This is a genomic window from Paraburkholderia bannensis NBRC 103871 (assembly GCF_000685015.1).
GTDB classification, from domain to species: Bacteria; Pseudomonadota; Gammaproteobacteria; order Burkholderiales; family Burkholderiaceae; genus Paraburkholderia; species Paraburkholderia bannensis.
In genome coordinates, this window is record NZ_BAYA01000003.1 from 388,427 (window position 1) to 405,394 (window position 16,968).

The 16,968-nt window shown below is 63.5% G+C and carries 15 protein-coding genes; 5 read left to right on the plus strand and 10 right to left on the minus strand.

From position 1 onward, the window contains the following. Positions 1 to 29: 29 nt before the first annotated feature. From BBA01S_RS04995 to BBA01S_RS05010, 4 genes are all read right to left on the minus strand, one after another. Entirely contained in the window at positions 30 to 1,436 is a 1,407-nt protein-coding gene (locus BBA01S_RS04995; RefSeq protein ID WP_027815473.1) for a circularly permuted type 2 ATP-grasp protein, read from the minus strand. 324 nt (positions 1,437 to 1,760) lie between these two features. Then, positions 1,761 to 3,236: a glycosyltransferase family 2 protein gene (locus tag BBA01S_RS05000; protein WP_027815474.1), complete on the minus strand. Its 1,476-nt coding sequence runs from the start codon at positions 3,234 to 3,236 to the stop codon at positions 1,761 to 1,763. A gap of 47 nt (positions 3,237 to 3,283) precedes the next feature. Beyond that, positions 3,284 to 3,898: a cytochrome b gene (locus tag BBA01S_RS05005; RefSeq protein WP_027815475.1), complete on the minus strand. Its 615-nt coding sequence runs from the start codon at positions 3,896 to 3,898 to the stop codon at positions 3,284 to 3,286. 266 nt (positions 3,899 to 4,164) lie between these two features. Then, positions 4,165 to 5,628 carry a catalase gene (locus tag BBA01S_RS05010; RefSeq protein WP_027815476.1) on the minus strand — a complete coding sequence of 488 codons (1,464 nt, stop codon included), beginning with the start codon at positions 5,626 to 5,628 and terminating at the stop codon, positions 4,165 to 4,167. A 528-nt stretch (positions 5,629 to 6,156) separates the two neighbouring features. On the opposite strand from BBA01S_RS05010, the gene phaP reads away from it, so the two are divergent. After that, the gene (phaP, locus tag BBA01S_RS05015; protein WP_027815477.1) at positions 6,157 to 6,717 is read left to right on the plus strand and encodes a TIGR01841 family phasin; all 561 of its coding nucleotides are present in this window, start codon (positions 6,157 to 6,159) and stop codon (positions 6,715 to 6,717) included. A 164-nt stretch (positions 6,718 to 6,881) separates the two neighbouring features. Here the strand turns inward: phaP and BBA01S_RS40075 are convergent, their stop codons facing one another. From BBA01S_RS40075 to BBA01S_RS05035, 4 genes are all read right to left on the minus strand, one after another. Next, positions 6,882 to 7,943, minus strand: coding sequence for a hypothetical protein (locus BBA01S_RS40075; protein WP_063750521.1), 1,062 nt, complete (start codon positions 7,941 to 7,943; stop codon positions 6,882 to 6,884). A gap of 141 nt (positions 7,944 to 8,084) precedes the next feature. Continuing rightward, entirely contained in the window at positions 8,085 to 8,774 is a 690-nt protein-coding gene (locus tag BBA01S_RS05025) for a FadR/GntR family transcriptional regulator (protein ID WP_027815478.1), read from the minus strand. Positions 8,775 to 8,908: 134 nt separating this feature from the next. Further along, entirely contained in the window at positions 8,909 to 9,841 is a 933-nt protein-coding gene (locus tag BBA01S_RS05030) for an aldose epimerase family protein (RefSeq protein WP_027815479.1), read from the minus strand. Positions 9,842 to 9,921: 80 nt separating this feature from the next. Next, positions 9,922 to 10,656 (minus strand): ribonuclease activity regulator RraA, encoded by a 735-nt coding sequence (locus tag BBA01S_RS05035; protein ID WP_027815480.1) that lies wholly within the window; start codon positions 10,654 to 10,656, stop codon positions 9,922 to 9,924. Between the two features lie 518 nt (positions 10,657 to 11,174). Between BBA01S_RS05035 and BBA01S_RS05045 the strand changes: the two genes are divergently transcribed. Further along, positions 11,175 to 12,482 carry an MFS transporter gene (locus tag BBA01S_RS05045; RefSeq protein ID WP_027815481.1) on the plus strand — a complete coding sequence of 436 codons (1,308 nt, stop codon included), beginning with the start codon at positions 11,175 to 11,177 and terminating at the stop codon, positions 12,480 to 12,482. 69 nt (positions 12,483 to 12,551) lie between these two features. Next, positions 12,552 to 13,376, plus strand: a complete 825-nt coding sequence (locus BBA01S_RS05050) for an NAD-dependent epimerase/dehydratase family protein (RefSeq protein ID WP_027815482.1) — start codon at positions 12,552 to 12,554, stop codon at positions 13,374 to 13,376. 87 nt (positions 13,377 to 13,463) lie between these two features. Here BBA01S_RS05050 and BBA01S_RS05055 read toward each other — a convergent pair whose 3' ends face one another. Next, complete coding sequence (locus BBA01S_RS05055) at positions 13,464 to 14,258, minus strand: sulfite exporter TauE/SafE family protein (RefSeq protein ID WP_027815483.1); 795 nt, start codon at positions 14,256 to 14,258, stop codon at positions 13,464 to 13,466. 238 nt (positions 14,259 to 14,496) lie between these two features. On the opposite strand from BBA01S_RS05055, the gene BBA01S_RS48425 reads away from it, so the two are divergent. Next, positions 14,497 to 14,625, plus strand: coding sequence for a hypothetical protein (locus tag BBA01S_RS48425; RefSeq protein ID WP_281176938.1), 129 nt, complete (start codon positions 14,497 to 14,499; stop codon positions 14,623 to 14,625). A gap of 28 nt (positions 14,626 to 14,653) precedes the next feature. On the opposite strand, the gene BBA01S_RS05065 is transcribed toward BBA01S_RS48425, so the two are convergent. Next, positions 14,654 to 15,898: a DUF1479 domain-containing protein gene (locus tag BBA01S_RS05065; protein WP_027815484.1), complete on the minus strand. Its 1,245-nt coding sequence runs from the start codon at positions 15,896 to 15,898 to the stop codon at positions 14,654 to 14,656. A gap of 96 nt (positions 15,899 to 15,994) precedes the next feature. Here BBA01S_RS05065 and BBA01S_RS05070 point away from each other — a divergent pair, with 96 nt between their 5' ends. Next, the gene (locus tag BBA01S_RS05070; RefSeq protein WP_027815485.1) at positions 15,995 to 16,948 is read left to right on the plus strand and encodes a helix-turn-helix domain-containing protein; all 954 of its coding nucleotides are present in this window, start codon (positions 15,995 to 15,997) and stop codon (positions 16,946 to 16,948) included. Positions 16,949 to 16,968: the final 20 nt, after the last annotated feature.

Genomic DNA, 16,968 nt, shown 5'->3' on the forward strand with positions numbered 1-16,968 from the left:
GTGGTTTTTTGCGGGTTTCACCAGGGCGCTCATTCGAGCACCCAGGTGTCTTTCGTTCCGCCGCCCTGCGACGAATTCACGACCAGCGATCCCTCCTTGAGCGCAACGCGCGTCAGCCCGCCCGCCGCCATTTGCACCGTCTTGCCGGACAGCACGAACGGCCGCAGATCGATATGGCGCGGCGCGATCCCGGCTTCGACGAAGGTCGGGCAAGCGGAAAGCGAAAGCGTCGGCTGCGCGATGTAATTGCCCGGCCGCGCGATCAACCGCTCGCGAAATGCCTCGATTTCCTCGCGCGTCGACGCCGGGCCGACCAGCATGCCGTAGCCACCCGCGCCATGCACCTCCTTCACGACGAGCTCGGGCAAATGGTCGAGCGCATAGGCCAGGTCTTCGGGGCGGCGGCACTGCCAGGTGGGCACGTTGTTGAGAATCGGTTTCTCGCCGAGATAAAACTCGATCATGTCCGGCACGTAGGGGTAGATCGATTTATCGTCGGCGACGCCCGTACCCATCGCGTTCGCCAGCACGACACGTCCCGCGCGATAGGCCGTGAGCAGCCCAGGCACGCCCAGCGCGGAATCCGCGCGAAACGCAAGCGGATCGAGAAAGTCGTCATCGACGCGCCGATAGATCACGTCCACGCGGCGCGGCCCCTTGGTCGTGCGCATGAATACGTAGTTATCCTCTACGAACAGGTCGCTACCTTCGACCAGCTCTACCCCCATCTGCTGCGCAAGGAAGGTGTGTTCGAAATACGCGGAGTTATACATGCCCGGCGTGAGCAGCACGACCACCGGATCGTCCACGCCATCGGGCGCGCACGAGCGCAGCGTTTCGAGCAGCAGGTCGGGATAGTGCGCAACGGGGGCGACCTTGTGCTGAACGAACAGGTCGGGGAAAAGCCGCATCATCATCTTGCGGTTTTCGAGCATGTACGACACGCCCGAGGGCACACGCAAATTGTCTTCGAGCACGTAAAACGCGCCGTCGCGTCCATCGCGCACGATGTCGATGCCCGCGATATGCGCGTAGACGCCCCGCGGCAGGTCGATGCCCTGCATTTCGGGCCGATATTGCGCATTCGTATAGACCTGCTCGGCCGGAATCACACCGGCACGCACGATATTGCGGTCGTGATAAACGTCGTGGAGAAACAGATTGAGCGCCTGCACGCGCTGACGCAGCCCGCGTTCGAGCGTGGCCCATTCGTCGGAGGGAATGATGCGTGGAATCAGGTCGAACGGGATCAGCCGTTCGGTGCCCGAGAGATCGCCGTTGACCGCGAAAGTAATGCCGACGCGACGGAACAGCAGATCCGCCTCGGCGCGTTTGCGCGCCATCGTCTCGCCGGTCTGGCGCTCCAGCCATTGCTGGAATCGTCCGTAATGCGGGCGCACCGCGCCCTCGTCGCGCATTTCGTCATGGACTTGCATCGCTCGTTCTCGCGCGTGGATGCAGCGACGCGACCTGAACCACGACGTTACGTCATGGGCCGCGCACTGCGATACGCTACAAAAAGCAAGGCGTATGCCATCACCTGAACGCGATCGCCCGCGCTTATTTCTTCATTCACGCGCCCGATTGGTGCACGAAGCCGTGCATCCTTTCAGGCGAGTTCGCGCGACCGGACGGCATGACGATTCGACGCCTCATCATGGTGCAGTCTAGTCGCAAGCGCAGCGCTTGCCCAGTCGGCGCGCACTCAGCGCGCACTCAGCGCCCATTCAACGCACAGTCAGCACGCATCCAGCATGAATTCAGCGCGATTGCGTCGCCGTCCCGCCACGCTGTTGCGTGCCCAGACCGGTGCGCTGCTGTACGCCCCACTTGCGCCGCCCCAGCAGGAAATGGCCCCAGCCCATCGCCGCGCCGGTATGGCGCATGAGCTGGAACGAGAACGGCTCGAAGATGGCGGCGAGGAACGCCATGCCGAAGCTTGAGCTCTTGCGGTCGCCGCTCCAGCGTCGATACAGATGCACGGAAAACAGGTGGAACGCGAGGTCAATGACGATCTTGCCGACGATCACCGCCAGCACCGGTAAGACAATCGTAAAGCGGCCATCGAACAGGAAGCCCAGCAGCAGCACGAACGCCGTAAGACCGTAGATCGGCTGCACGGTATCGAAAGCCTTGACCGGCAGCATCATGAGACCAAGCTTGCCGTAGCGGCGATTGCCGGTCATGTCGCGATACCAGTATTGCGTCTGCAGGAAACCCGCGAACCAGCGGCGGCGCTGGCGCAGAAAACTCGCGAGCGTGCCCGGCGCGTCGGTCGTCGCCCGCGCCGAGCCGATTACGCGCACGTCCCACCCCAGGCCTTCGCGCGCGGAATAGCGGCGCAAGCGGTGAATCAGTTCGTAATCCTCTACGAGGCAATCCGGATCGAAGCCGCCCACCGTCACGACCGCCTCGCGGCGAAAAGCGGCGAATGCGCCCGAAACCAGCAACAGGCTGTCCGCGCGCATCCACGCAAAGCGCGAAATGAAATTACGGATGTACTCGTAAGTCTGGAACCACTGGAAAAAACGTCCTTCCGCCGTAGTGCCGCAGACCGGCGTGAGCAGCCCCGCCGCCGCCACGAGCGTGGGCTGGCGCGCGAAGGCATCGGCCATCGCCGCGCACGCGTCGGGTTCGAGCAGCGTGTCGGCGTCGACGGTCATCACGGCGTCGGTGTCCATCGCGCACAGCGCCGCGTTCAACGCGCGCGCCTTGCCGCCGTGCGCAAGCTTCAGCCAGCGCAAATTCGGATACCGCGTGGAAGGCGCGCTCATGCGCCCTTCGCCCGGATCGGCCAGGCCATAGTGCTTTATCAGCAACGCGGCCGTGCCGTCGGTCGAGCCATCGTCGGCAATCACGATCTGGCTGGGCGCGCGCGTCTGCGCGAACAGCGCGTCGAGCGTGATCGGCAATACGCCCGCTTCGTTGTGGGCCGCGACGATCACGCCCAGCGTCGGCAATGCCGACGCCGCGGACGCGGACGCATTCGCGCTTTCATAAGGACGCAGCAGCACGCGCGCCTGCCAGGCCACGAACACCAGCAGCACGGTGTCGTAGATCACGTAGGCGATGCCGGTCGACCACGCGACCACGCCTTGCAGGAAAAACGCGCGCGCGAACAGCACGCACCAGAGCACCATCACGCCCAGGTGGATCGCGACGCTGATAAACGGAGTCGGCGGCGGCGTAATGCGCGGTGAAATGCGCGCCAGCGCCTGGTCGAGCGAATCGTTCAAGGCAGTCCCTTTTTGTCCTTTGGGTTCTTTCCGTGCTATTGCGTCGTTCACGGCATCATCCGGCGCAGCACCGAATGACGATCGATCCACTGGTGCTTCAGGGCGCCCCCGATATGCAACGCGAGCACGCCGTAGAGCGCATAACTGCATGCCGTATGCAGCGCGCCGAACTGCTCGTGCAACTGGTTCTTCGTCGCCGGATCGAGATTCATGATGAAGCCGATGCGCGGCCACTGGAACAGCCCGAACAGATACATGGGATGCGAGGCCGCAGCCACCCACGCCGAGTCGTGCAGCCAGCCCGTGAGCGGCATGGCGAAGATCAGCACATACAGCACGATATGGGCGGCATGCGCGGCGGCGCGCTCCCACATCGGGAATTCGGCAGGCAGCGGCGGCGGGCGGTGGGTGATGCGCCACAGCACGCGCAGGATCGCGAGACCCAGCACGGTGATGCCGATGGACTTGTGCGTGTCGATCACGAAGCGAATGCCTTCGTCGGAAAGCGTGCCGTCGGGCAGCAGCGCGGCAGTCAGGCCGAGCGCAACATTACCGAGCATCAGCAAGGCGATCGACCAGTGCAGCAGTACGGCGATGCGCGTGTATTTCTGCGCAGGCGCGGCGGCGGAAAAGCTCGATGTGGCGGAGAAGGAAGTTTTCACGTGGGCGGGCCGTAACGATTTCACCAGGAGATAACGCGCGGCGCGCAGGGTTTATTCCCCGCACGCGCAAAACAAACAGCAAGCGTGACTGAAGCGGGACGCCGTCGTTGACGCACGCGCATTATGCGCCCTCGCGCCTGTCAGCGCAGAAGCCGAAAAATGGCGGAATTGCCAGTTTCGCGGCCCGCTGAAGCGGCCGCGAGCGGGCACAAAAAAGCCGGAACGGCGCTTGCGCACCGCTCCGGCTTTCCAGTCAGCGAGGCCGCTTATTTGCCGCTGCCCGCCCGCTCCTCGATCTGGCTACCGACATTGGCGTCGATATTCTTCCAGTACTCGAACACGCGCTCGCGCACCGGGCTGCGCACGCCGCTCAGGCTCGCGACCACCTGCTCCACGAGCAGCGCGCGCTGCTTGTCGTTGAAGACGTTGCGCACGAGGTCGCCCGGCTGGCCAAAGTCATCGTCTTCGGCGTGCAGCGTGTAGGCGCTGCGCACCATGTCGCCATCGGCTTCCCAGCCATCGTCGGCGGGGCCGGTCTGGTCGGCCCACGGACGCCCGAAGCTGTTCGGCACATAGGTGGGCGCATTGCCGGTGTGCTCGAACGTCATGTGACCGTCGAACTGATAAGTCTGCACGGGCACCTTCGGACGGTTCACGGGCAGCTGGTTGAAGTTCGTGCCGATACGGGCGCGATGTGCGTCGTTATAGGCAAACGCGCGCCCCAGCAACATGCGATCCGGCGACAAGCCAATGCCCGGCACCGTATTGCCCGGCGAGAACGCGGCCTGCTCGATCTGCGCGAAGAAGTTCTCCGGGTTGCGGTTGAGCGTCATCGTGCCGACCTTGATGAGCGGATAGTCCTTGTGCGACCAGGTCTTGGTGAGGTCGAACGGATTGAAGCGGTACTGCTTCGCCTCCGCGTAGGGCATGACCTGCACGGAGAGCGTCCACACCGGAAATTCGCCGCGCTTGATCGAGTCGAACAGGTCGCGGCGGTGGAAGTCGGCGTCGCGGCCGGCCATCGCTTCGGCTTCGGCGTTCGTGAAGAACTCCATGCCCTGATTGGTGTGGAAGTGGTACTTCACCCAGAACTTCTCGCCCTGCGCATTCACCCACATATAGGTATGCGAGCCGTAGCCGTTCATGTGACGCCACGTCTTCGGCAGGCCGCGCTCGCCCATCAGGTAGGTGACCTGGTGCGCCGATTCCGGGTTGTTCGTCCAGAAGTCCCATTGCATCTCGCCGTCGCGCAGCCCCGAATCGGGCAGGCGTTTCTGGCTGCGGATGAAATGCGGGAACTTCATCGGGTCGCGCACGAAGAACACCGGCGTGTTGTTGCCGACCAGATCGTAATTACCTTCGGTCGTGTAGAACTTCAGCGAGAAGCCACGCACGTCGCGCCACGTGTCCGGGCTGCCCATCTCGCCCGCCACCGTGGAAAAGCGCGCCAGCATCTCGGTGCTCGCGCCCTTCTGGAACAAGGCCGCCTTCGTGTACTTCGAGACGTCCTCGGTAGTCTTGAACTCGCCAAACGCACCCGCGCCCTTGGCGTGCGGCTGGCGCTCCGGCACTTTCTCGCGGTTGAAGTGCGCCATCTGATCGAGGAAATGCACGTCGTGCAGAACGATCGGGCCATCTGCGCCGATCGTCAGCGAATTGCGGTCGCTGACAGCCGGTGCGCCCGCGCTCGTCGTGGATTTGCCGAGAGACTTACCGCTCGAATCAGTCATGTGACCTCTCCTTTGGGATTGCCGAGCCGCGCAACGCCGTGCGGTTCGCTTCGCACGCGAACCTCTGCTGCTGCACCAATAGCGCTCTGTTAAATCGCGACTCTGTGTTGGGGGGACGACCTGGCGCTTGCCTGCGCGACAGGGAGCGCACATTCTGCACCCGCGCCGAAAGCGCTGCGCTTAAGCGTGCCGCGCACCAACGCGAGACGCGGCGGCATGACGGAGAAGACCGACAAACGCGCGTCGTTTCCGATCAGAAAGTCCCCTGCAACGCGCAAATTTCATGCGTTTCAAATCGGAAATGATTGCTCCGATGAATCGCTGCGGATGTCAGTGAATTTTTAATTCGAATCAAGCATTTACTGAAATGTTGCGATGCACAACATAACGCTTGACACCCGGTTGTTTTGAGATATTATGGACACAGATTGCTGCATCGCACCAATGCGCGAACCGGTGATCGATAGAACGTTTTCTTCTTTTCGTAACGGAACCGACGCGTAGCGGTCCCCCATCAGGAACGACGACATGACTCTGCCTACTCCCGAACAATTCGCCGCCACCCAGAAAGCTGGCCTCGAAACCCTCTTCGGCTTCACGACGAAGGCATTCGAGAGCGCAGTCAAGCTCGCCGAACTGAACATCGAAACGGCCCGCGCCGCTATCGCCGAAGGTCAGGAACACGCCCAGCGCACGCTGTCGGCCAAGGATCCGCAAGGCTTCCTCGCGCTGCAAGCCGGCTTCGCGCAGCCCGCCGCCGAAAAGGCGCTGGCCTATGGCCGCAACGTGTACGCCATTGTCTCGGCCACGCAATCGGAACTCAGCGAAGCCGCACAGAGCCAGTTCGAACAGCAGCAACGCGCCGTCCAGTCGCTCGTCGATGCAGCGGCAAAGAACGCACCGGCAGGTTCGGAAAGCGCGATCGCCGCATTCAAGTCGGCCATCACGGCAGCACAAGGCGCATTTGACTCGGTGAACAAGGCTGCCAAGCAAGCGACCGAAATCGCCGAAAGCAACATCGACGCCGTCACCAAGGCAGCATCGAAGGCCGCCGCTCAAGCGACGCGCGCTGCCAAGCAAGCCGCTTAAGCCGGACGCAGGATATCGGCTGGATGCCCTGGCGGCGTCCCAGCCGCGCAAAAAGACGGGCTTCGCACATCGCGAAGCCCGTTTTTCTTTTGGGCGCAAATATTGCCGATTGGCTTCGTTTCGCGCCGACAGTTTCCTTTCGGCAATGCGGCGTCAGTGGCAGGTCAGTCGTCGCAACTTCCCACATCGAACATCATATTGAGCGCGCAATGCGAGGTCAGCATGCGCGCCTCGTCGTGCCCGACGCCCGGCACCACATGGAACTGCTGGTTCAGCCCGGCGGGATGACGCGCCTGCATCGTGCGAAAAAATCCCTCTGCGCGCGCGAGACGTTGCGGCCCTTGCGCCATCGCGGCGCAACTCTTGTCGAGCGAGGCCGAAGCGGGATCGTGGTCGTTGCCGCCCACCAGGTAGAGCACATGGCGCTGCGCGTAGCGCGCTTCCAGCTGCTCGGGCGAGTGTTCGCGCAGGAACGCGGGGCGCGCCTGCATGCCGTATTTCCAGTCATCGAATCCGGGGCAACTCGCGGCGTCGAAGGCAACCGGGCGCTGCGCATCGAAATACGCATACGACGACGGACTGGCCACCACGAAACGCACGTCGATGCCTGACTGGGCGAGTTCGTCGGGCGCGTCGGAGACCTCCGCATAGCGTTGCAGCACTTGCGCCCCGCCCGAGTGGCCCGCGAACACGATCGTCTTGAGATTTGGGAAGCGCTGTTTGTCGGCTAGACGGTGCGCAATTGCATCGAGCACGGCGTAAGCGCCAATCGGTGCGCCCGTCTTTGCAGCCGCCCCACCCATCCATGCGTCCCTATGCCAGCTCAAGAGATCCGGCGGCGAGTGAAAGGCCCGCGTGTCGTCAGTCGAAAGGAATTGCGGGGCGACCAGCAAGGTGCGGCCAGGATCGCCGCCTGCCGCTTCTCGCGCGCGTTGCGCCGTGCGGAAGTAATCGTTGGCGTTGCGCAGGCGGCCATGCAGCACGATCACGGCCCGCTCCACCTCGGGTTGCGGCGCATTCCAGTCTGCACTCAGATCGAGCGCGAAATCAGCGTGACCTTGCGGCGTGTCGATCGGCATGCGCGCGCTGGCGATCGAATCGACGGGACGCTCGTTCGACGCATGCGCGCGGTGCGCTTCGGCGGAAATTGCGGAATCGGTGAGCAAGACAGACAACGCGCAGGCCAGCAATGCCGCAACGGCGGCGCGCAGAACAGGTGCACCCATCGTGTTTCCCATTGGAAAAGCACAGGATAAAACGTTCGCAAAGGAAACGCGCCGACACCGTTGCGTGAAAAGAAGGCGCGCAAATCAAGCACGTAAAAAAGGCGGCATCGCGCCGCCTTTCAATCAGGCCTCAATCAAGGATCACGAGCCGAACATCCGGCTGACCGCGTGCTCCAGATGCTGGCGCATGGCTTCGGACGCGCGCACGGCGTCGCGCGCCTGGATGGCTTCGAGCACTTCCAGATGCTCCTGCTGCACGATGCGCTGACGCTCGATCGACTTCACCAGCGAAAGGTTGCGCGACAGATTCATGCTGAACACCATCTGCTCCTGGATGCCCGAGAGCGCCGTGATGAAGAACGAATTCTTCGACGCGCGGGCAACGGCCATATGGAACGCAAAGTCGTCCTTCGCGCCAATGCCGGAGGTTTCGATGATGGTCTGGAGGTTGTCCCACTCGCGACGGATCGCGGCAACGTCGGCGTCATCGGCTTTTTGCGCGGCGAGCGCGGCGGCGCCCGCCTCCACCACCACGCGGTATTCGTAGCAGCGACGGATGTCCGACAACGTTTCGAGCGGCGCGAAGCGGCGCACGTCCGGGTCGGGACGGCGCATGACCGTGGTGCCCGAACCGTGGCGCGTGGCGATGATGCCGTCGGCGCGCAGTTGCGCGAGCGCTTCGCGCACGGTCGGCCGCGAGGTGGCGAAGCGTTCCGCGAGCATGTGCTCTGTCGGCAGGCGTTCGCCTTCCTTGTATTCGCCTTCGATGATGCGGTTCAGGATGTCGCTGTAAATCCGCGCCGGCATATTCGGCGCTTTCTGCTCAGCCATGGTCTGGTGCTACGCGGTGAGTTGTCAGGTGTGTCGTGGATTGTAAGTCATATGAGGCGCTCGCAGAACGAAACTCCCCATCCGGCAAGGCTTCTGCACATTTACAACGTTCTTGCCACGCGGGCTTCCACGCGTTATCGGAGCGCGCTCACCGCAATGCGCAGCGTGGCCGTTTCGCTCTGACCCGGCGCGAGCCAGCGCAAGCCCAGGCCGTTGTGGATCGCATCGGGCAAGCCGAGCCACGGCTCGACGCAATAAAAATCGGCGTCGGGCGCCAGCGTCCACGACGTCACGGCGTACCACGGCAGCGACTCGGGACGCTTCAGGTCGATTTCGATAGCGCGATTGAGCGTCGGCATGTCGATGCGTACGGGCGTTTGCGGCTCGCCGTCGAGGCAGTGGAAGCGGTCGACGATCTGCGGGTCGGCAAAGTTGTAACGCGTCGCGCCAGGCTGCGGCGCGGTCGTCGTGCCATCGGCTAGCTGATGGCGGTAGACGTTGCGCGGCAATGCGAGCGTCGCCTCGCTGCGCTGCGTATGCGGCAGCGCGAAGTAGAAGTGATGGCCCGCGTAGTAAGGCATATGCGAAGGCGCACGCGCATCGGAAGACGCCTCATCGGTGTGGGTCGTGGTCAGGCTCACTTCGAGCGTCGCCTCATCCACCAGCCGATATTGCGCCTCGAAGCGGAAGCGAAACGGATAACGCGAGTGCGTCGCTTCGCTATCGGTCAGCGTCATGTGCACGCTCGCGCCCTGCTCGTCCACCTGCGCGTCGAACGGCAGGTCGCGCGCGAAGCCATGCAACGGCATCTCGCGCACGACGCCCTGCTCATCGCGCCAGAAGCCGATGCGACCATCCACGCGATGTCGCGCGATGAAAGGAAACAGCAGCGGATTGCCGCCGCGCACCAGCGCGGGCTGGCTCCAGTCGGCCGCATCGGGCCAGTGGATGATGGGCGCGCCGTGCAGGCGCCACGACAACAAACGCCCGCCCGCTTGCGGCGCGATCAGCAGACGCGAGCCGCCGCGCACGATTTCGATGACGTCCTGATCCTGAAACTTCGGCATGTCGTATCGGAAATTGAGAAAACTTTTGACTCTGGCGAACTCATGCGAACGCGTGCGCTGACGGGCGCAGCCTGGACGGTTTAAGCGCGCGCCTTCTTCCACTCGGCGTAAGCGGCGAGCGTCGCCTCGTTCGGCGGATAGGTGCCCGGCAGCGCCGCGCCCGCTTCGATGCGCTCGGTGATGAAGGATTCGAGCGTTTCCTGTTCCGTCGCCGCCTGCGCCACTTCCTCGACGAGATGGCGCGGAATCACGACCACGCCGTCAGCGTCGCCGACCAGGATGTCGCCCGGAAACACCGCCACGCCGCCGCAACCGATCGGCACGTTCAGGTCGACGGTGTGGTGCTTGCAGAGATTGAGCGGCGCCGATGCGCCCGCGCAATAGACCGGCATGCCAAGCGCCGCGATGGTCGCGCTGTCGCGCACCGGGCCGTCCGACACCATGCCCGCCACCCCGCGCTTCTTCAGGCGCGTGGCGAGGATCGAACCCATCGACGCCGCATCGGTGACGCCACGGCAGTCCTGCACGAGCACCGCGCCGGCAGGCACGGTTTCAACGCCCTTGCGCTGCGGATGCTCGGGGTTCTGGAACGCGCTCAACTGGTCGAGATCCTCGCGCGCCGGGATGTTGCGCATCGTGAAGGCCGGGCCGACCAGATTGGGCGTGCCGGGCGCGGGCGACGCGAGCGGCTTCACGCCCTGGATGAAGACGTTGCGCAGACCGTGCTTGAAAAGCTGGGTGGTGAGCGTCGCCGTGGAGACGTGACGCAGTTGTTCGAGCGCTTGTTCGCTTAACGGGATGGCGGGGGAATTCATCGTGTCTCGTCCATTTTTGTGACGCGCGGGGTCGCGCAGGCGGGTTGCCCGAGCTTCCTCAAAGTCAGAATCGGGCGCAATGCCGGCATTGTTGTAATACAACACGAAAATTGTCAACCAGCCCGTTGCGTCTCGTTTTGCCGCCGGTCATCGGACAACCTGTAGAAGCCCCAATGCAACGGCTTATCGGCCCTTATCCGGCCGCGGCAACCCCGCTCCCTCTGCCGCATGACCACCCGCAAACTCTCAACGAATCCCAGGGAAATCCCCATTCAAACAAGATTTGCTTTACAACTTTGCGGCAAATAGAATGATGTCTTACATGACAGGCCCTATCCGGGTCGGTCACGGCCAAGTAGAGAGAACCGAAAAACGGCTGAACAACGGCAGCGGGATCGCCGGGTTGCATGACAAACCCGCGACTACGCTCCAGCAAGCACACGCCTACAACATCCATCCGGACGCAGCACGGGCATCGCGCCCACGGCATCGACGTCCGTTCAAGCAGGAGACGAGCAGTGCAACGCAAGACACTCAAAGGGGTTCGGTGGTGGATCATCGGCCTCATCATGATCGGCACGGTGTTCAACTATCTCGCGCGCAGTTCGCTTTCCGTGGCCGCGCCCACGCTCACGCAGACGATGCACATGACCACGCAGCAGTACTCGTACGTGGTCACCGCGTTCCAGGCCTGTTACGCGCTCTCACAGCCGATCGCCGGCTTCGTGCTCGACTCCGTCGGCGTCAAGATCGGCTTTGCGATCTTCGCGTTCGGCTGGGCCATCGCCAACATGCTGCATGGCCTCGCCAGCAGCTGGCCCGCACTGGCGTTCTTCCGCGGCCTGCTCGGCATGAGCGAAGCCGCGATCTTCCCGGCAGGCATGAAGTCGATCAGCATGTGGTTCCCGGCCAGGGAGCGCTCGGTCGCGACCGGCTGGCTCAACACCGGCACGTCGATCGGCGCGATGATCGCCCCGCCGCTCGTGGTCTGGTGCATTCTCAAGTACAACTGGCAATTCGCGTTCGTGCTCACCGGCGGCGTGGCGCTGGTCTGGGTCGCGCTGTGGCTCGTGTTCTTCAAGACGCCGGCCGAGCACCCCAAGCTCTCGAAAGAAGAAGCCGACTACATCGCCGCCGGCCAGACCGATGCGCAGAAGTCGAGCGTCGGCAAGCGCGCCTCGTTCAAGGAAGTGCTCAAGACGCGCCGCTTCTGGGGCATCGGCATTCCGCGCATGCTGGCCGAACCGGCATGGCAGACCTTCGGTGCGTGGATTCCGCTCTACATGGTCACCGTGCGCCACATGAACCTGAAGGAAATCGCGCTGTTTGCGTGGCTGCCCTTCCTTGCCGCCGACCTCGGCTGCCTGATCGGCGGCTACCTCGCGCCGCTGTTTATCCGCTGGTTCGGCTGCTCGCTGATCACCTCGCGCAAGCTCGTCATCACGACCGGCGCGGTGCTGATGATCGGGCCGGCCTGCGTGGGCCTCGTCGCCAGCCCGTATGCCGCCATCGCCCTGTTCTGCGTCGGCACCTTCGCGCACCAGACGATCTCGGGCGCCCTGTTCACGCTCTCGTCGGACGTGTTCGGCCAGCATGAAGTCGCGACGGCCACGGGCCTGTCGGGCATGTTCGGCTACCTGGGCGCGACGGTGTTTTCGCTCATCGTCGGCGCACTGGCCAGCACGATCGGCTATAACCCTCTGTTCGTGTGCCTGATGCTGTTCGACCTGATCGGTGCCTGCGTCGCCTGGCGCCTGATCTCGAACCAGCAGCGCGACAATGTCGCCAGCGCCTCGCTGCAGGCCGCGCAGAACGTGAAAGCCTGATCGGCCCATCATCGGCCGGTGCCCGCGAGGGCGCCGGCTTTTGGCGTTTTTAAGTGAGGTAAAACCACTGTGAAGAAAGTTGCATTGTCCGGCGCGGCCGGCCAGCTCGGCACCGTCCTGCGCAAAGGTCTGCACGAGCGCGGCGTGAACCTGCGCTCCGCGGCCGGCACCCGGCCGCTCGAACCGCTTTTCGACGGCGAAGACGTCATGCACGGCGACCTGCGCGACCCCGCAGTGGTCGACCGCCTGCTCGACGGCGTGGACGTGCTGATCCACATGGCGGGCACGAGCGTCGAGCGCCCCCTGCCCGAGATCATCGAGAACAACCTGCGCGGCCTCGTCGAAGTCTACGAAGGCGCGCGCCGCCACGGCACGCAGCGCATCCTGTTCGCCAGCTCGAATCACGCGATCGGCATGTATCCGGTCGAGGACAAGCTCGACCTCGATTGTGCGTTTCGTCCGGACGGCTTTTACGGCCTGTCGAAAGCCTGGGGCGAATCGCTCGCGCGCCTCTACTGGGACAAGCACGGCATCGAAACCGTGAACGTGCGCATCGGCAGCTGCCTGCCCAAGCCCACGGAATTCCGCCATCTGAGCACGTGGTTCGGTCACGAAGACCTGTTCCATATGATCGACCGCGTGATCAACGTTGAATCGATCGGCTTCGCGGTTGTGTGGGGCGTGTCGAACAACACGCGCGGCTACTGGGTGCAGGAAGGCGCGAGCGACGACGCGAAGCGTCTGGGCTATGAGCCTAAACAGAACGCCGAAGATTGGGCCGCCGAAATTCTCGCGCAAACGAATCCGCTCGACGCGACGGCGCAGCGCTATCAAGGCGGCAGTTTCGCAAGCTTCGATTTCACGCCGGTTGAAAAGCGTGGACGCAAAGCATAAGCGTCCTTTCGCTTGCCAGGCCTGATACGAAAAAGCGCCCAGATGGGCGCTTTTTTCATGGTGCTGCGTGTGAGCGCAATCGCACCATCACAACACGCCCGACGTGAAGATCATCTGCACCGCCGCCGCCAGCACGCACACCAGCACGAGGACGCGAAACGCCAACGGATGCAGTTTGTCGCGCAACGGCCGGATCAAAAACATGCCGATGATCGCGGGTACGCTCGCGAGCGCGGAGATGCCCAGGTCTGCACTGTTCGCATGCGCGCCGCTGCCGAAGGTGGTGATGAGCGTGAGCACCGACACCACCAGGATAATCGCAATCTGCTTGGTGAACACCCGCCCCGTCGCGCCCGAGGCGATCAGGTACATCGCCAGCAGCGGGCCCGGCACCGAAGCGATGCTTTCCATCAGCGCCGCGCCGAAACCAAGCGCGAAACCCACCGGCTTCACCAGTGCGGGCGACAGCGTGAGCTTCGGCGAAGCAAGCAGCAGCGCCGCGGCCACGATCAGCGCGAGCCCCGACGCCGCCTGCGCGTGATGCGGCTCCAGCCGGATCAGCAAGGACACGCCCACCACATTGCCGATCACGGTGCCGATCAGCGGCGCGGCAATCTGCTTGACCGTCTTCCAGAATTCGCCGCCCTCCAGCGCCTGCGGAATGTTGCCGAGGATGATGGGCATGGACAGCAGCAGCACCGCCTGCTTGACGGGCAGAAAGTGCGTGAGGATCGGCATGGCGACGAGCGGCACACCAATGCCGGTCACGCCTTTCACCATGCCGCCCAGCACCAGCGCAATGGCGATACCGCAGAGCTGCAGCGCGTCGAGCGCCTGCATATGCGGGAGCAGCACGCCCCCGGAAAGGTGGAAATCGAACATCGTTGACGAAGGATGCGTGGTGCTGCGTGAAGGAACGCCGTTGGGCGAGGGGCTTTTTGCGATACCGGGGGGCATGATAGCGCACCGGGGCGCGTGTCCCATTCGCCCTTTCGCCCTCGCCAGCGGCGAAGTTCATGTAAGACACCAACCCGCCAGGTGCTGATAGACTTGCGCCCACGCCGGTTCAGAGAACGCCATAAAGCGCGCAACCGGCAGTCGATAACAACGCGGGGTTGATATGTCTATTCGCACACTGGCGATCCTTCTGGTCGCCGCCACGACGCTTGGCCTGGCCGGCTGCAACACGATTGCCGGTTTCGGCCAGGACATCACGGATTCGGCGCGCACCGTGCAGCACGCGCTTTAAAGCCGCCCTGGCTCTGCACAGCCGTTGCTCACAGATCGAAGCCCAGTTGCGCGCGGCCCTGCGCCGTGAGGTCGTCGGCGCTCGCCCGGCCGACGAAATCCACTTCGAAATGATCCGCCGGGAAATCGGGCGGGCTTGCGCCGTCCAGAAAACTCGGCAATTGCCGCTTCAAATAGGCATCGTTCTTCGCGCAGCCGGGTAGCGACGCGATATACATGACATTGCTATAGCCCTTGCCGCGATGCGCGTCCTCGACCGCGTGAATCACGTCGCTATGCCAGAAGACCGTGTCGCCGGGCTGCATCAGCGGAATCGAGCTGAGCGCGCGGAACAGCGGCGCGTGATAGTCGGCCTTGATCGATAGCGCGCGGCCCGGCATCGCGCCGCACAGGTCGTCCTCGGCGACATCGTCCTGCAGCGCGCGCAACAGAATGTAGGCCATCGAATTCGCAATGGGCACCAGTTGCAGCGTGCCATCGCCGGGCCCCTGCTGCGTGAGCGCCGTCCAGCCCTGGAACGTGCGGAACATCGAGCACACCGCCGGTGACGGGATTTCCTCGACCTCGGTGCGCCATGCCGCGTCGAACGGGTCATAGTCGCGCCAGTTGCCCGAAAAGACGTGCCGATAGACCTTGCGGAAATTCGGCTCGATCCAGCGCTCGACCGATCCACCGTCACAGTGCGCCGACAACCCCAGGGACTCCGAACCAGGCGGGCGGCGACGCAAGCGATCCGCGTAGACCGGCACGTGATCCGGGTCGAAATGCACGCGCCCTTCGCTTTGCGTGCGCCAGAGGCGGTTGAGAAACACACGCGCCTGCGTGAGTTCGTTCGATTGACGCGCGAGCACTTGCGGCTTCGACCAGTACACGCCGTAAATCTGCGGCTTGCTGGACGCAAGCTGGCCAAAATATTTGTCTTCGGCGCGATTGAGCAGGCGGGCGTCGAGATTGTTTCGCTCGACGTATTCGGCGATCTCGTTGTCCCATTGCTCCACCAGCGAGCGCTCGAACACATTGCGGATCACGCATGCACCGCGCTGCTTGACGAGCGCCACCTGCGCGTCGCTCACACGGCCTTCGACAATGTCCTTGAACGCGATTTCCGGAATCACCGCCTCGCCACGGTCGCGCAGCGTCGCGATCCGGTCGGCCTCTTTCGTCACGGCCGCTTCGACTTCGGCGAATACTTCACGGTAGTTGGGCAGCATCGCGCGCAGTTCGCGCTTCGCCTGGCGGATGGCAGTCGGCAGGTCGTCAATATGCAAGGCCATTGCGTCGTCTCCATGGGTGTTTTCGATAGAGGGAGCGTACGCGAGCTGCCCGTGCTTGCGTGATACTATCCGGCCAATGATTTCGTCGATCCGGCCATGAAAGCAGCGTTCGAATTTGTCGATTTCGGCCACGATTGTTCGGTGCGCGTGTACCACCGGCAATTGCGGCGCATTCCCTTCGAATGGCACCACCATCCGGCGTATGAACTCACGCTCACTTTGAACAGTCAGGCCAAGCGCTATATCGGCGATTCGGTGGCGAGCTACGGCGCGGACGATCTGGTGCTGGTGCCGCCTAACCTCCCGCACACGTGGGCGTCCAACCGCTCGATCGACGATACGCAGCCGGAAGTCGCCATCGTCGTGTGGTTCGACGGTGCGTGGGTACGGCGTCTGGCCGACATTTGCCCCGAGTACAACGGCCTGTGCGACCTGTTGCGACGCGCCGCGTGCGGCCTGGCGTTTGCTGACGGCGCGGGTGCGCGCATGCGCGATCATCTGGATCGCCTGCTCAGCGCGACGCCTCGCGAACGGCTGCACGCCGCGCTCGATATCCTCGACTTTCTTTCGACGTTGCCCGCCACACCGCTCGCTTCGCCTAGCGCATTCGACGCGAAAACCGGCGCGGCCAGCGGTCACGAACCCGACCAGATCAGCCGCGTCCTCGCGCTCATCGAAACACAGTTCGCGCGCCCGCTGCGGCTATCGACATTGGCGAAAGCATCCGGTCTTTCCGAGCGCTCGTTGACGCGGCATTTCACTCAGCATCTCGGCGAAAGCGTCGGGCGTTATATCAACCGCGTTCGCATCGGCCATGCCTGCCGGATGCTGACCGACACGCAAGCACCGGTTTCGGTGATCGCCATGCGATCGGGCTTTCCCAATGCCGCGAATTTCAACCGGCAATTCAGGGCATTCAAGGAGATGGCGCCGCTCGACTACCGTCGACAGTTCACGGACACTCATCAGGATGACGAATCAATGTCGCCAAAGCTGACCGAACGCTCGCCATCGCTTCAGCCCATGAAAAAACGGCGGCGCCGGGATTGAACCACCCGGTGCCGCCGTCA

Coding starts and splice junctions, on each gene's coding strand:
- phaP (WP_027815477.1), top strand. CDS start 6,157: ATGACTCTGCCTACTCCCGAACAATTCGCCGCCACCCAGAAAGCTGGC.
- BBA01S_RS05035 (WP_027815480.1), bottom strand. CDS start 10,656: ATGAATTCCCCCGCCATCCCGTTAAGCGAACAAGCGCTCGAACAACTG.
- BBA01S_RS05065 (WP_027815484.1), bottom strand. CDS start 15,898: ATGGCCTTGCATATTGACGACCTGCCGACTGCCATCCGCCAGGCGAAG.
- BBA01S_RS05025 (WP_027815478.1), bottom strand. CDS start 8,774: ATGGCTGAGCAGAAAGCGCCGAATATGCCGGCGCGGATTTACAGCGAC.
- BBA01S_RS04995 (WP_027815473.1), bottom strand. CDS start 1,436: ATGCAAGTCCATGACGAAATGCGCGACGAGGGCGCGGTGCGCCCGCAT.
- BBA01S_RS05055 (WP_027815483.1), bottom strand. CDS start 14,258: ATGTTCGATTTCCACCTTTCCGGGGGCGTGCTGCTCCCGCATATGCAG.
- BBA01S_RS05010 (WP_027815476.1), bottom strand. CDS start 5,628: ATGACTGATTCGAGCGGTAAGTCTCTCGGCAAATCCACGACGAGCGCG.
- BBA01S_RS40075 (WP_063750521.1), bottom strand. CDS start 7,943: ATGGGTGCACCTGTTCTGCGCGCCGCCGTTGCGGCATTGCTGGCCTGC.
- BBA01S_RS05070 (WP_027815485.1), top strand. CDS start 15,995: ATGAAAGCAGCGTTCGAATTTGTCGATTTCGGCCACGATTGTTCGGTG.
- BBA01S_RS05030 (WP_027815479.1), bottom strand. CDS start 9,841: ATGCCGAAGTTTCAGGATCAGGACGTCATCGAAATCGTGCGCGGCGGC.
- BBA01S_RS48425 (WP_281176938.1), top strand. CDS start 14,497: ATGTCTATTCGCACACTGGCGATCCTTCTGGTCGCCGCCACGACGCTT.